The sequence below is a fragment of the Serratia sp. CY31944 genome (assembly GCF_052169175.1).
In the GTDB taxonomy this organism is placed as follows: domain Bacteria; phylum Pseudomonadota; class Gammaproteobacteria; order Enterobacterales; family Enterobacteriaceae; genus Serratia; species Serratia sarumanii.
This window is the reverse complement of the sequence record NZ_JBJNLG010000004.1, coordinates 53,140-66,807: the sequence shown is the minus strand read 5'-3', so window position 1 is coordinate 66,807 and position 13,668 is coordinate 53,140. Positions and strand designations below refer to the sequence as shown.

Here is a 13,668-nt window from a genome sequence, read left to right as displayed (position 1 = left end):
CTCATGACGCTTCCCCCTCTCTGGCCGGTATTCGACGGCCATAACGACCTGCTGCTCAACCTGTGGCTGCAGCACGACGACGATCCGGCCGCCGCCTTCTATTCCCGCGTCACGCCGGGCCACCTCGATTTCTCCCGCATGCGGCGCGGCGGATTTTTCGGCGGACTGTTCGCGGTATTTATTCCCCCGGTCAGCTATATCGCCCAGATGCGCAACCAAACGCAGGACGAGGCGCAGGCCGCCTTCGATCCGCTGGCGATCGCCGAACGGCAGATCGCCATCCTGCAGCAGTTGGAGCAGGCTTCTCAGGGGCGGCTGCGCATCTGCCGCACCGCCACCGAGATAGAACAGTGCCGCCTCAACCGGCAAATTGCCGCGGTACTGCATATCGAAGGTGCCAGCATGATCGACGCGGAGCTGACGCAGCTGGAGGCCTTCTACCGGCTGGGCGTGCGCAGCATCGGGCCATTCTGGAATCTGCCGAACGCCTTCGGCACCGGCGTCAGCGGGCCGTTCCCGGGCTCACCCGATACCGGCCCCGGCCTGACGCCGGCCGGCGAGGCGCTGATCCGCGCCTGCAACCGCCGCCGCATCATGATCGACGTCTCGCACATGAACGAGAAAACCTTCTGGCAAACCGCCGTGCTGAGCAACGCGCCGCTGGTCGCCACCCACTCCAACGCCCACGCCCTCTGCCCCCAGCCGCGCAACCTGACCGACGCACAGCTGGGCGCCATCGCCCAGAGCGGCGGGATGGTCGGCGTCAATTTCGGCACCGCCTTCCTGCGTGCGGACGGTAAACGTGACAGTGCAACGACCGACTTAACAGAAATTGTTAAACACGTTGAGTATTTGATCGCTAAACTTGGTGAAGATCGCGTGGGATTTGGCTCTGATTTTGACGGGGTCAACGTACCGCAACCGCTGGAGGACGCCGCTGGCCTGCCGCGCCTGACGCAAGCGCTGGCGCAGGCCGGGTTCGATAACCGGTTGCTGGAGAAGCTGACCTGGCGCAACTGGCTGAACGCGCTCACCGCTGCCTGGGGTGAATAACCCGGTTACGCTTTAAAGGTTGCGATCTCCGTCACATTTCGCCAACATTGGGCCGGCCGAATGCGAACGTTTCTCATTGGGTTCGACTTATTACGATGCATGCAAAGGAGCACCGCTATGACTACCTGGACTAAACCTGAGTTTGTTGATCTGCGTCTGGGGCTGGAAGTGACGCTGTACATTTCCAACCGTTAATCGCCCGTCTGCCCGCCTTTCGCGCGGGCATTTCTTTCCTTCTTTTCTGGTTTAGACATGCAGATAAAAGTTCTCGGCTCGGCGGCGGGCGGCGGCTTTCCCCAGTGGAATTGCAACTGCGACAACTGTCGGGGCGTTCGCGACCACAGCATCAGCGCCACGCGCCGCATGCAGTCTTCCATCGCCGTCAGCGACGACGGTAAAAACTGGGTGCTGTGCAACGTTTCCCCGGACATTTGCCATCAGCTGCTGGCCTCGCCCGAATTGAATAATCCCGAGGTGCTGCGCGGCACCGGCATCGGCGCGATCGTGTTGACCGACAGCCAGATCGATCACAGCGCGGGCTTGCTCAATTTGCGCGAGGGCTGCCCGCATCACGTCTGGTGCACCCCTGAAGTGCATGACGATCTCAGCACCGGTTTCCCGGTGTTTCCCATGCTCTCACACTGGAACGGCGGCCTGATTCACCACCCGGTGACGCCCGGCGAGCCGTTCCGCACGATGGTCTGCCCGAACGTGCGCTTTACCGCCATTCCGCTGCTCAGCAACGCGCCGCCCTATTCGCCGTTCCGCGATCGCCCGCTGCCGGGCCACAACGTGGCGCTGTTTATCGAAGATACCGCGCGCGGGGTGGCGCTGCTGTACGCGCCGGGCCTGGGTGAGCCGGACGAGGCGCTGCTGCCGTGGCTGCGCCGCGCGGACTGCCTGCTGATCGACGGCACGCTGTGGCGCGACAACGAGCTGGCCAACGCCGGCGTGGGCCGCAATACCGGCAAGGACATGGGGCATCTGGCGCTGGCGGAAGAACACGGGCTGGCGGCCCTGCTCGCCACCTTGCCCGCCAGGCGCAAAATCCTGATCCACATTAACAATACCAACCCTATCCTCAATGAAGACTCGGTAGAGCGGCAAAGCCTGACCGCCGCCGGCATTGAAGTGAGCTGGGACGGCATGAATATCGAACTGTAGGGAACCGCCATGACGCAACCACTGCCCCTTGACCCACAGGCGTTTGAAGCGGCGCTGCGCGCCAAAGGCGCTTATTACCATATTCACCACCCGTACCACATCGCGATGCACAACGGCGAAGCGACCCGCGAACAGCTCCAGGGCTGGGTGGCCAACCGGTTCTACTACCAGACCAGCATTCCGATCAAAGACGCGGCGATCATGGCCAACTGCCCACAGCCGGAAACCCGCCGCAAATGGGTGCAGCGCATCCTGGATCACGATGGCTACGGCGGCAGCGAAGGCGGCATCGAAGCCTGGCTGCGCCTGGGCGAAGCCGTCGGGTTGCAGCGCGACGCCCTGCTCTCTGAAGAATTGGTGCTGCCGGGCGTGCGCTTCGCGGTGGACGCCTACGTCAATTTCGCGCGCCGCGCCTGCTGGCAGGAAGCGGCCTGCAGCTCGCTGACCGAACTGTTCGCGCCGCAAATCCACCAATCGCGCCTCGACAGCTGGCCGCAGCACTACCCTTGGATCGACGCCGCCGGCTACGACTATTTCCGCAGCCGCCTCGGCCAGGCCAACCGCGATGTGGAACACGGCCTGGCGCTGGCGCTGGACTATTGCGACACCGTAGAAAAACAGCAGCGCATGCTGGAGATCCTGCAGTTCAAGCTGGACATTCTGTGGAGCATGCTGGATGCCATGAGCATGGCCTATACCCTGAACCGCCCGCCTTACCACAGCGTGACCGCCGCGCGGGTATGGCACAACCAGAGGCTGGTGTAATGACGCTGAACCCTGAACATACCCCCGTCTTCCGTCGCGGCTATCGCCTGCAATGGGAGCAAGTGCAAAACAGCCACGTGATCCTCTACCCGGAAGGCATGGCCAAGCTGAACGACAGCGCCGCCGCCATCTTGCAGCTGGTCGACGGCCACACCACGCTGAACGGCATCATCGCCCAGTTGAACGCCCGCTTCCCCGGCGCCGAAGGGCTGGCGGAAGACGTGCTGGAGTTTTTCCAGCGCGCCTACGAACAAAAATGGGTGACCTTCCGTGACTGAAGCGCGCGCGCCGGCGGTGAACCCGCCGCTCTGGCTGCTGGCGGAGCTGACCTACCGCTGCCCGCTGCAGTGTCCGTATTGCTCCAACCCGCTCGATTTCGCCGCGCAGGAAAAAGAGCTGACCACCGCTCAGTGGATCGAGGTGTTTCGCCAGGCGCGGGCGATGGGCAGCGTGCAGCTCGGTTTTTCCGGCGGCGAGCCGCTGGTGCGTAAAGATCTGCCCGAGCTGATCGCCGCCGCGCGCAAGCTCGGCTTTTACACCAACCTGATCACCTCCGGCATCGGCCTGACCGAGAAAAAGCTGCAGACCTTCGCCGACGCCGGGCTGGACCATATCCAGATCAGTTTTCAGGCCAGCGATGAAACGCTGAACGCCGCTCTGGCGGGCTCCGCCAAGGCGTTTCAGCAGAAGCTGGCCATGGCCAGGGCGGTCAAGGCGCTGGGCTATCCGATGGTGCTCAACTTCGTGCTGCATCGCCATAATATCGGCCAGATCGACCGCATTATCGAACTGGCGATCCAGCTGGACGCCGACGACGTCGAGCTGGCGACCTGCCAGTTCTACGGCTGGGCGCACCTCAACCGCGAGGGCCTGCTGCCGACCCGCGAGCAAATCGCCGACGCGGAAGCGGTGGTGAAACGCTACCGCGAACGCATGGCCACCGACGGCAAGCTGGCCAACCTGCTGTTCGTCACGCCGGACTACTACGAGGAGCGCCCCAAAGGCTGCATGGGCGGCTGGGGCGCCATCTTCATGAGCGTGACGCCGGAAGGCATGGCGTTACCCTGTCACAGTGCCCGTCAGTTACCGATCGCTTTCCCGTCGGTGCTGGAGCACGATCTGCAGCATATCTGGTACCACTCGTTCGGCTTTAACCGCTATCGCGGCTATGACTGGATGCCGGAGCCGTGCCGTTCCTGCTCGGAGAAAGAGCAAGACTACGGCGGCTGCCGCTGCCAGGCGTTCATGCTGACCGGCAACGCCGACAACGCCGACCCGGTGTGCGGCAAATCGCCCCACCACGGCACCATTCTGGCGGCGCGGGAAGCGGCGAATCGCTCGCAGATCGGTATCGATCAGCTGCGTTTTCGCAATCAGGCCAACTCCCGTCTGATCTTCAAGGGTTGACGATGACACCCGCCGGCGCCTCTTGGCAGCTCGACAACGGTTTGGCCGTCAAGGCGATAAGCGATCCTGCCGCCGCGGGCGCCGCCGCGCTGGTGCGCATTGAAGCGGGCAGTTTTCAGGCGCCCGTCGCCTGGCCGGGCCTGGCGCATCTGCTGGAGCATATGTTGTTTCGCGGCAGCGCGAACTACGGCGCGCAAGATGGTCTGATGGCCTGGGTCGCCTCGGTGGGAGGTCGGCTGAACGCCACCACCCAGGCCACGCAAACCACCTTCTTCTTCGAAGTAAGCGCAGACCATTTGGCGCCGGGGCTGGCGCGGCTGAGCGATATGCTCGCCGTCCCGCAGCTGGCGGCCGAGGCGATCGCTCAGGAGATTGAGGTCATCGACGCTGAATATCGCCTGCTGCGCGCCGATGTGGAAACCCGCTGCGAAGCCGCGCAGCGGCAGATGTTCAGCGGCCTTGACGCAATGCATCGCTTTCATATCGGCAGCCGCGCCGCCTTCGGCAGCGATATTTCCGCGTTGCAGCTGGCGCTGCGGCAGTTTTATCAGCGCTATTTTCGCGCGCCAAACCTGACGCTGTGGCTGCAAGGCCCGCAATCGCTGGCGCAGCTGCATGCGCTGGCCCAGCGTTACGGCAGCCGCTTGCCATCGGGCAGCGGCTCACCGTACGAGAGCTCACCGCCGCTGACCGCTGCGGAAGATTACACCCTGTCTCTTCCCGGCACACCGCAGCTGAGACTGGTGTTTGCCCTGTCGCGCTCCCATTCGCGCGGTTGGCTGCGGCGGCTGGAGCGCCTGCTGCTGGACGAAGCCCCCGGCGGGCTGCTGGCCCGGCTGCGCGCTCAGGCGTGGTGTGATGCGGTTCGGCTAGATTATTCGCGCTGCAGCGAGAACAACGCGCTGCTGAGTTTTATCTTTACCGTCAATCACGGTTCAGCCGCTGAAGCGGCCCACATCGAAAGCGCGTTGTTGGCGTGGCTGCAGGCGCTGCAGGTGCTGACACCGGCCCAGCTTGCGCATTACGAGCGGCTGGCAAATCGCGATTTCCACCGTTTGGCGCCGCTCGACCAGCTGCGTGCCAGAGCGTTTGGGCTGCCGCCGGCGGAGCCGAACGACGATTGGCCACGGCATATTGCGGCGTTGATTAGCGCGCCGCGCCGTCGCCTGGCCGTGCGGCCCGAAGGCGGCGGTGAAACCCGTGAAATTCAAGGGCTGCCGCTGGCGCTTGGCCCCTTCGCCGGCGCCGCGCTGACGGCTACGGCTGAACCCTTTCGCTTTTTTTCCTCCTCGGCGGCGCTGCCGCCCCCGACATTGCCTGCCGGCTTGGCGCCACTGCGGCATCTGCGCCCCGACGAAGCGCAGCCGGTGCTGCTGCTGCGGCCGACGCCGTCCAGCCCCTTCAGTGATGCACAGGCCTACGGCTTACAGGCGGCGCTGCGCGCCGGGGCGGCAGAGCTGGCGCATCGGGAAGGACATTTAAGCTTCGAACGCCACCAGGGTGCGTGGCTGCTGCAGCTGGCGGGCAGCCCCGCGCTGCTTTGCCACGGGATGAGCGAGGTGAACCGGGCGCTGGCGGCGTTGCCGTCGGCCATTCTCAACGAGGCGGCGAGAAACCTGCGCCATACGCAGTTGCAAGAGCAAAACGACATCGCCATTCGTCGCCTGCTGGCCCAATTGCCCGCGGCGCTCAGCGCGCCGACAGCAACAGCGGTGCAGTGGCATGCCACCTTAGTCGGCGGCGATGGCGAGTTAAAACGGCAGCTGTCGCACCTGCTGTACGACTTCCCCTATCCCGTGGCCGCCGAGCCGCCGCTGCCGATATATCAGCATCATCGCCCCGTCACGCTGACGGAAAGCGGCGCCGAAAGCGCCTTGCTGCAGTTTTACCCGCTGCCGAACGGCGAAGCCGAAGGCCGTTGGGCGCTGCGCGTGCTGGCCCAGCTTTACGCGCCGCGCTATTTTCAGCAGTTGCGCGTGGATCGCAACGTGGGCTACGTGGTGCAATGCGCCTTCCACCGCTGTGCCGATGCCGAAGGCCTGCTGTTCGCGCTGCAATCCCCAACGTTCAACGTTGAACAGCTGCGGCAGTTAACCGACGAATTCTTACTGCAAATGCGTCATGAGCTGGCGCACGTGGGCGCAAACGAGCTGGCACAAACGCAACAGGCACTGCGGCAAAGCGTGCAGCGCCTCAGCGCCGAGCCATTGCAACGCGCACGCAAAATCGCCCTGGAAAATCACGCAATCATTGCCGCCGAGCCCATGACATTAACGCAACTGGCCTATTGGCAGCAGCGGCTATTCGCCACAGGCTGATGTTGCGTCGGAGCCAACCCGACGCAATATAAACGTAGCGAGACAACTGATAACCAGGGGGAATATATCTCAAAAATCTTATTCCCTCCTGTAAGAATTACATCGGAAAATCATTTGAATAACAGCATGTTGATTAATCGCCTAACCGACACCCTCCTTTTCCTTTTATGGCAGGCATATATTCTTCGCTTTTTCATTCTTCTAACCTCATAAGCTAGAGATATATAAAACACCATGAGCAACAACATTAATATAACAATCATAAGTTAGCCCAAATCCATTTAGCCATTTCATATGATTATTATCTAATTTAATAAATTAAAAAATTAGAAACATCCTGTTCTAAAAATTACTTTATCATATCACTCAAACCAGCCTTTTATGCTGGCCGGGATGCAGGAGAATTATAATTGCACCGCCCAGTTAGCCCGTCGCGAACAACACAATGGGTAGGCGATGCCGGTCAGCACCATGCTGATCACCCAGGAAATGTCTGCGCCCGGGATCAGATTGGCGTAAGGGCCGGAGAAGAATGCGTTCTCGACGAAAGGCACCTGCACCGCAATACCGCCGAAATAGACGCCGAGCGCGCGGGTGTTAAGCAGGCCGTAGCGCCCGCCGTCGGCGCTGAAAATGGCCGAAGTGTCATAGCGTTGGCGGTTGAGCAGGTAAAAATCGATCAGGTTGATCATGCACCAGGGGATCAGCACCGAAATCAAGGCAAAAATCAGGTTCAGGAACAGATGAACGAAGTTGGCCGAGGCAACCAGCGCCACCCACACCGCCCCCAGCAAAATCAGCGCCGAGAACAGCGTGCGTATACGCGCATTCGGCATCCACTGCGGTAAGAAGGTTTGTACCGCAGTGATGAGTGAAAGCACCGCGCCGTACAAATTCATCGAGTTATGGCAGATGATGTTGATCAGAAACAGCACCATCAGCACCGGCCCTAGCCCTCCCGTCGCCTGGCGCACCGCTTCCATGGCATCGTCGCTGCCGGCGACCAGATTGACCGCCACCACGCCGAACACGAAGGCCAAAATGGTGCCGCTGCAGGCGCCCAGGTAGGTATACAGGAAGGGTTTGGCAATGCCGACTTCCGCCGGCAGGTAACGCGAATAGTCTGACGTGTAGGGCGAGAAGCTGATTTGCCAGACGGCGCCGATGCAGAACGTGGCGAACCAACCGGCAATGCTGAACGATCCCCGCTGCCAAAAATCCGCCGGCAGCGGTTGAGAAAACATCAATACCAATCCGAGAATCAGCGCGCTGCCCATCACCCAGGCGCCGATTTTGTTGATCTTGTGGATGAAACGGTAGCCCACCACCCCGATCAACGTTGCCAACACCGCGCCAATCACCGTCGCCACGCCCATGTTCAATGACGGGATGACGTTATGGATGACCTTGCCGGAAAGCGTGATGTTAGAAATAAAGAACCCCAGATAGATCACCGTGGCGAACACGATCACCAACAGCGAGCCGTAGCGGCCAAACTGCGCCCGGCTCTGCACCATTTGCGGTATTCCGACCTGTGGCCCCTGGGCAGAGGTCAGCGCCAGAAAAATACCGCCGAACAGGTGGCCGGCGATAATCGCGCTCAGCGCCGAGAGAATATCGAGATGAAACGTTTGTGTGGAGATGGCCCCGGTCACGACCGCCAGCGGCGCAATATTGGTGCAAAACCACAGGGTAAACAGGCTGCGGGCATGGCCATGACGCTCCCCGGCGGGAACAAAATCGATCGACTTGTCTTCAATAAACGCGGTCTGCTCTGGCTGAGAGTTCATATATCCCCCGGTTAACGTGGATTATTATTTTTTACAGCGTGTTAGCGTGCGAATAGGTCGAAAAAAGCGTGCGTCTGCCCCGGCGACATTGCGGTCGCCTGTATCAATGCGATGAAAACGGGGCTGCCGGCGCGATCTGAAATCGCGCCTGATTGCGCTGACTCAGCGCATGACAAAGGGATCGTCTATCGGATCGTCGCTGGTGCGCAGCCACACCGTTTTGCTGGTGGTGTATTCCAGCGCGGCGTCAATCCCGCCTTCGCGGCCAAACCCCGACTGGCCGTAGCCGCCAAACGGCGCCAGCGGCGATACCGCTCGATAGGTATTCAGCCACACCACCCCCACCCGCAGGCGACGGGTCACCCGATGCGCGCGCGTCAGGTTCTGCGTGAAAATGCCGGCCGCCAGGCCATAGGCAGAATCATTGGCAAGCTGAATGGCCTCCGCTTCGTCCCTGAAGGTCAACACCGACAGCACCGGGCCGAACAGCTCTTGCTTCACGCACTCGGCGTCGGGTTGTGCGCTGCAATCGACAATCGTCGGCGGGTAGTAAAAGCCCGGTGAGTCGATCGCCGCGTGGCCAATCACCAGTTTTGCCCCCTGCTCCAGCGAACGGCTGACGATGGCGGCGATCCGCTCTTGCTGCTGCCTGGTGCAAAGCGGCCCGAGCTGGGTGTCCGGGCGATCCGGCGGCCCGATGTGGATGCTGCGCACCTTCTCCGTCAGCCGGGCCAAAAACGCGTCCTTGATGCTTTCCGCCACCAGCAGGCGCGAGCCGGCTACGCAGCTCTGGCCCGACGCGGCGAAAATGGCCGCCACCTGCGCATTCGCCGCACTGGTCAGATCCGCATCATCGAAAACGATAAACGGCGATTTTCCGCCCAGCTCCAGCGAGGTGCTGGCGAGGTTTTCCGCACTGCCGCGAACGATGTGCTTCGCGGTTTCCGTGCCGCCGGTAAAGGCGATGTGGTCTACCTGCGGATGCGCCGTCAGCACCGCACCACATTCGGCGGCAAAGCCGGTGATCACATTGCATACGCCGCGTGGAAAACCGGCCTCGTCTATCAGTCTGGCGAACGCCAGCAGCGGCGCCGGCGCGGTTTCCGCCGCTTTGACCACCAGCGTGCAGCCGGCGGCGATCGCCGGGCCGATTTTCACCGCCGCAAGAAACAGCTGGCTGTTCCAGGGCACGATCGCCGCCACCACCCCGATCGGTTCGCGACGTATCCAGGTTTCCATGTCGGCTTTGTCGATCGCCAGCACGCTGCCTTCCATCTTGTCGGCCAGGCCGGCGTAGTACCGGTAGTATTCCGCCACATAAGCGATCTGCGCCTGGGTTTCCCGGATGATCTTGCCGGTATCCAACGTTTCCAGCCGCGCCAGCTCGGGGGCGTGCTGCTCCAGCAAGTCGGCCAGCCGCAACAACAGCTTGCCGCGCGCGCCGGCGGTCATATCGCGCCACTCGGCCCCCTGGAAAGCCCGGTGCGCCGCCGCAACGGCGCGATCCACATCCTGCGCGCGGGCTTCCGCCACCTGCGCCCAGGGTTCGCCGCTCGCCGGGTTGATCGAGTCGAAGGTGGCCGAACCGGCGTCAAACCGGCCGTCGATGTAGAGTTTGAACGATTCCATCAGCGCCTCCGTCAGTGAAATTCCGGCATCACGCAGCGAATGAACCGCTCCAGAGAGGCCTTTTTACGCGCAAAGCTCATGCCGCTGTCGATCCACAACGCAAACTCGTCATACCCCAGCGCCTCATATTTTTTCAGCCGCGTAATGACCTCATTGGCGGTGCCGATAGCCAGGTTGGTGCGCATCATCTCGGCGGAGTAATAGGTATTGGCGGCGATCTCTTCGTCGCTCAGCGGCTGAATCAGCCCTTGCCGCACCGGCCGCTGGTTCTTGAACCAGGCGCCGAAGTAGTGGTAGAAACGGTTGAGCTCTTCCGCCGCCAGGCGGGCGTCCGCCTCATCTTCCGCTACGTAGCCATGCTGCAACAGCATGATCTTCAGCGGCTGCTCGGCGGCGAAGCGTGCACGCGCCTCGTTGAAACAGGTCACCAGCCGCACGATCTCCTCTTCCCCTTGATGCAGCGGCGTAACCTGAACGTTGCAGCCGTTTTGCACCGCAAATTCGTGGCTGTTGGGATCGCGCGCCGCCACCCAAATCGGCGGATGCGGCTGCTGTTTCGGCAGCGGCGACGAGGTGGTCGCCGGGAACGACCAGTATTCCCCCTGATGGGCATAGTCGCCCTGCCACAGTTTTTTCACCGCCGGGATCAGCTCGCGCATGCGCTGCCCGGCATCCCAGGCGGTCAAACCGGGCATCAGCCGTTCGTATTCATAGGAATAGGCGCCGCGCGCGATGCCCAGCTCCAGCCTGCCGCCGGTGATGATGTCGGTCATCGCCGCCTCGCCCGCCAGACGGATCGGGTGATTGAACGGCGCAATGATGGTGCCGGTGCCGAGCCGCACCCGCGAGGTGCGCCGGGCAATGTCCGCCAGATTGATGAACGGATTCGGCGCAATGGTGAAATTCATGCCGTGGTGCTCGCCGGTCCAGATGGCGTGCATGCCGCCGCGATCGGCGATTTCACACAGTTCGATCATCTCCTGGTAGAGCTTCTCCTGCGATTCTTCGGGTAACGTTCGTTCCATATGCACGAATAAAGACAGTTTCATCACACTCTCCCGCTTGGCTTCAACCGGCGAATTGCTTGATGGCACCGCTGTGCTCATCGCCATAATAGATACCGTAATTGCCCACGGCGTTTTCTTTGACGAACCGGCCCAGCATCGATCGCAGCGCCGGATCCTTGATCGGCAGCCGCGCCAGCGTCGGCATGTCGAACCATTCCGCCGCGCCCAGCTGCGGCGTCAGGCTGCCGGCGTCGGTCGGCAGCGCGCACAGGAAAACGATGTGTTGCTGGTGCTTTTGGCGGTCGTCATAGACGGAATAGACGAAGCCCGGATGGGCATTAATGCCCAGCTGTTGCAGCAGCTCCCCCAACGTTTCGCTGACGCTGCGTTTCTCCACCGCGCTGGACGGCAGTTGATAGCCGCCGTCATTTTGCCGCACCATCACGGCGTGCCCTTCAAACTCGATCAACGCGCTTACCACCACCTGCGGCCCGCCAATCAGCGACTGCGCGTTTTGATAAGGCGTGAAATAAGCGCCGCGGTAATACCCCAGACCGGCGGTGGCGTTGGACTCGAACCCTTCGACCTTGCCGATTAGAATGGCATGATCGCCGGCGTCCACCACCTGATGCAGCGAGCAGTCGAACCACGCCGAACTGTTATCGATCAGCGGCACCCGTGACGCGCTCCAGCGCCAATCGATCAGCGCAAAGCGGTCTTCGTTCTTTTGCGCAAAAATGGTTGAAGCCTCTTTCTGCTGTTCCGCCAGAATATTAATGGCGAAATGGCTGCACTGGGTAAAATGCGCCAGATTCGCCGAACGTTTATCGATGCTCACCAACAGCAGCGCCGGATCCAGCGACACCGACGAAAACGAATTGGCGGTGAAGCCAATCGGCTTCCCCTGCTTGTCTACCGAGGTCACAATGGTGACGCCGGTCATAAAGGCGCCGAAAGCGTCGCGCAACTGCCTGCGTTTATCCGCGTCCATTTGCCGCTCCTAAAGTCAAAGGTTGCTCTGAGGTCAGAAAATCAAGCATCAGCGCGTTGACGCGTTGCGCATCGGTCAGACTGACCATGTGTTTGGCGTTCTCAATGATTACCGCGCGCCCGTTCGGTGCGGCCTGCGCCATTTGCCGCGCCATCTCCGGGCTGGAATTGGCGTCGTGCTCGCCGGTCAGCACCAACACCGGGCAGCGGATAAGGTGCCAACGCGGGGCATACACCCGATCGCCGGTAGCAAACGCCTGATAGGCGCGGGCATAACCCGCTACGTCCACCTGTTGCAACCAGCCGCCCACCTGCCGGCGCAGACCCTGTTCGGCGGGATCGGCGCCAAACCACCGGCTCAGCGGCGAGTCGAGCTGCGTCTGGCCGCTGGCCAACGCGCTGGCGCGTTGCGCGACCGCGGCGCTGGCCTTTGCTGAGCGCTGAAACACGCCGCTCATCACCACCGCACGATTGACCCGCTCCGGATAATCGATCGCCAGACCGGCGGTGATCAACGCCCCCATCGAGTGCCCCGCCACCGCCGCGCTCGGCGCGCCCAGGGTATTTAAGAAGGCCGCCATCCAGCGCACGTAATCCTCCAGCGTCGCGGCGTGGGCGAAGCCTTCGCTTTCTCCGTGGCCCGGCATATCGACGGCGATGACCCGAAAGTGCGCGCTGAGCGCATCGAGCTGGGGATACCAGGCCTCCGCGTTCATGCCTACGCCGTGGATCAATACCAGCGGCTCGCCACGCCCGGCCTCCAAATACCCCACCCGCAAAGCGGGTTCAGACAGCTGCCGGATTGTTCTGATCATGGCCCAGCTCTTTCAGATCCAGATAACGATTGCCGATGCGGTGGTGCGGCCGCCCCCCCAGCGCCGCGCCCAGTGCGATGACGATTTCATCGTCGAAGGGCGCGTCGTTGATGTTGAACTGAAATGTCAGGTAGTGCTCGCGGCTGCCTTCGTCGTTTTTCCCCATCATCGGGATCAGGATCGGCGCGTTGGCCGGCCCGCGGGTATTGTTGAACGCCAGATAGCTCTTGCCGTTGACCGCCGAACGGTAGTGGTTGCCGAAATGCAGCGTGTGGATCAGCGCCGAGGCATGTTCCAACTCGCCGCCCAGCCCCACCACCGCGCTTTTGCCGAAGGCTTCCACCCGCTCGCCGGAGCCGGCTTCTTTGAGGATCAAACCGGTCAGCAGCTCGCCCAGCACCGGCGCCATTTCTCGAATCTTTGGCGCCAGATCCTCGACAAAGCCTTGCCCGGCCCAGGGGTTTTTAATCACCGCCGCCGCCGCGATCATCACCAGCGGTTTGCCGGCCGATTTGCCGCCGTCGGCGTAGAGGGTTTCTGTGGAAACCAGGGTCTTGCGGATGTCTTGATGCATAAGGGACCTCGAAAAGTAAATCAAATGTTAATCAGATGTCGCGAGTCGAGGGTATAGCATCGGGCAGATTGGTATGTCAAAATTTGGTATACCATAATACGGTATTCTTATTTTCACTTAGGGCGGTAGAGCAAATTTGAAAATAACAGCTGTTAA

13 protein-coding genes are annotated in these 13,668 nt (G+C 61.7%); 7 read left to right on the top strand and 6 right to left on the bottom strand.

Features of this window, described 5'->3' with window-relative positions:
- Window positions 1-3 precede the first annotated feature (3 nt).
- The 7 genes from ACJ8IN_RS05935 (at window position 4) to pqqF (ending at window position 6,707) form a co-directional block, all read left to right on the top strand.
- Window positions 4-1,053: a dipeptidase gene (locus ACJ8IN_RS05935; RefSeq protein WP_308325716.1), complete on the top strand. Its 1,050-nt coding sequence runs from the start codon at window positions 4-6 to the stop codon at window positions 1,051-1,053.
- A 117-nt stretch (window positions 1,054-1,170) separates the two neighbouring features.
- On the top strand, window positions 1,171-1,248 hold the full coding sequence (pqqA, locus tag ACJ8IN_RS05930) for a pyrroloquinoline quinone precursor peptide PqqA (protein WP_004937827.1): 78 nt from the start codon (window positions 1,171-1,173) through the stop codon (window positions 1,246-1,248).
- 57 nt (window positions 1,249-1,305) lie between these two features.
- On the top strand, window positions 1,306-2,217 hold the full coding sequence (gene pqqB / locus ACJ8IN_RS05925; RefSeq protein ID WP_308325715.1) for a pyrroloquinoline quinone biosynthesis protein PqqB: 912 nt from the start codon (window positions 1,306-1,308) through the stop codon (window positions 2,215-2,217).
- A 9-nt stretch (window positions 2,218-2,226) separates the two neighbouring features.
- Window positions 2,227-2,982, top strand: coding sequence for a pyrroloquinoline-quinone synthase PqqC (gene pqqC, locus ACJ8IN_RS05920; protein WP_060420703.1), 756 nt, complete (start codon window positions 2,227-2,229; stop codon window positions 2,980-2,982).
- Complete coding sequence (gene pqqD / locus ACJ8IN_RS05915) at window positions 2,982-3,260, top strand: pyrroloquinoline quinone biosynthesis peptide chaperone PqqD (RefSeq protein WP_039566152.1); 279 nt, start codon at window positions 2,982-2,984, stop codon at window positions 3,258-3,260. Before pqqC ends, pqqD begins: the two co-directional genes overlap by 1 nt.
- Window positions 3,253-4,389 carry a pyrroloquinoline quinone biosynthesis protein PqqE gene (pqqE, locus tag ACJ8IN_RS05910; RefSeq protein WP_197846356.1) on the top strand — a complete coding sequence of 379 codons (1,137 nt, stop codon included), beginning with the start codon at window positions 3,253-3,255 and terminating at the stop codon, window positions 4,387-4,389. Before pqqD ends, pqqE begins: the two co-directional genes overlap by 8 nt.
- Window positions 4,390-4,391: 2 nt before the next feature.
- On the top strand, window positions 4,392-6,707 hold the full coding sequence (gene pqqF / locus ACJ8IN_RS05905) for a pyrroloquinoline quinone biosynthesis protein PqqF (protein WP_308325714.1): 2,316 nt from the start codon (window positions 4,392-4,394) through the stop codon (window positions 6,705-6,707).
- A 404-nt stretch (window positions 6,708-7,111) separates the two neighbouring features.
- On the opposite strand, the gene ACJ8IN_RS05900 is transcribed toward pqqF, so the two are convergent.
- From ACJ8IN_RS05900 to ACJ8IN_RS05875, 6 genes are all read right to left on the bottom strand, one after another.
- The gene (locus tag ACJ8IN_RS05900; protein ID WP_060428309.1) at window positions 7,112-8,497 is read right to left on the bottom strand and encodes a purine-cytosine permease family protein; all 1,386 of its coding nucleotides are present in this window, start codon (window positions 8,495-8,497) and stop codon (window positions 7,112-7,114) included.
- A 162-nt stretch (window positions 8,498-8,659) separates the two neighbouring features.
- Entirely contained in the window at window positions 8,660-10,126 is a 1,467-nt protein-coding gene (locus tag ACJ8IN_RS05895) for an aldehyde dehydrogenase (RefSeq protein WP_308325713.1), read from the bottom strand.
- A gap of 11 nt (window positions 10,127-10,137) precedes the next feature.
- Entirely contained in the window at window positions 10,138-11,175 is a 1,038-nt protein-coding gene (locus tag ACJ8IN_RS05890; RefSeq protein ID WP_049199552.1) for an LLM class flavin-dependent oxidoreductase, read from the bottom strand.
- A 19-nt stretch (window positions 11,176-11,194) separates the two neighbouring features.
- Window positions 11,195-12,124, bottom strand: coding sequence for a flavin reductase family protein (locus tag ACJ8IN_RS05885; RefSeq protein WP_047567507.1), 930 nt, complete (start codon window positions 12,122-12,124; stop codon window positions 11,195-11,197).
- Window positions 12,111-12,938 carry an alpha/beta fold hydrolase gene (locus ACJ8IN_RS05880; RefSeq protein WP_048321561.1) on the bottom strand — a complete coding sequence of 276 codons (828 nt, stop codon included), beginning with the start codon at window positions 12,936-12,938 and terminating at the stop codon, window positions 12,111-12,113. Before ACJ8IN_RS05880 ends, ACJ8IN_RS05885 begins: the two co-directional genes overlap by 14 nt.
- A complete protein-coding gene (locus tag ACJ8IN_RS05875) occupies window positions 12,910-13,512 on the bottom strand; it encodes an amino acid synthesis family protein (protein WP_033648297.1) in 603 nt (200 codons plus the stop codon). Before ACJ8IN_RS05875 ends, ACJ8IN_RS05880 begins: the two co-directional genes overlap by 29 nt.
- Window positions 13,513-13,668 lie beyond the last annotated feature (156 nt).

Coding starts and splice junctions, on each gene's coding strand:
- ACJ8IN_RS05935 (WP_308325716.1), top strand. CDS start 4: ATGACGCTTCCCCCTCTCTGGCCGGTATTCGACGGCCATAACGACCTG.
- pqqA (WP_004937827.1), top strand. CDS start 1,171: ATGACTACCTGGACTAAACCTGAGTTTGTTGATCTGCGTCTGGGGCTG.
- pqqB (WP_308325715.1), top strand. CDS start 1,306: ATGCAGATAAAAGTTCTCGGCTCGGCGGCGGGCGGCGGCTTTCCCCAG.
- pqqC (WP_060420703.1), top strand. CDS start 2,227: ATGACGCAACCACTGCCCCTTGACCCACAGGCGTTTGAAGCGGCGCTG.
- pqqD (WP_039566152.1), top strand. CDS start 2,982: ATGACGCTGAACCCTGAACATACCCCCGTCTTCCGTCGCGGCTATCGC.
- pqqF (WP_308325714.1), top strand. CDS start 4,392: ATGACACCCGCCGGCGCCTCTTGGCAGCTCGACAACGGTTTGGCCGTC.
- ACJ8IN_RS05900 (WP_060428309.1), bottom strand. CDS start 8,497: ATGAACTCTCAGCCAGAGCAGACCGCGTTTATTGAAGACAAGTCGATC.
- ACJ8IN_RS05895 (WP_308325713.1), bottom strand. CDS start 10,126: ATGGAATCGTTCAAACTCTACATCGACGGCCGGTTTGACGCCGGTTCG.
- ACJ8IN_RS05890 (WP_049199552.1), bottom strand. CDS start 11,175: ATGAAACTGTCTTTATTCGTGCATATGGAACGAACGTTACCCGAAGAA.
- ACJ8IN_RS05885 (WP_047567507.1), bottom strand. CDS start 12,124: ATGGACGCGGATAAACGCAGGCAGTTGCGCGACGCTTTCGGCGCCTTT.
- ACJ8IN_RS05880 (WP_048321561.1), bottom strand. CDS start 12,938: ATGATCAGAACAATCCGGCAGCTGTCTGAACCCGCTTTGCGGGTGGGG.
- ACJ8IN_RS05875 (WP_033648297.1), bottom strand. CDS start 13,512: ATGCATCAAGACATCCGCAAGACCCTGGTTTCCACAGAAACCCTCTAC.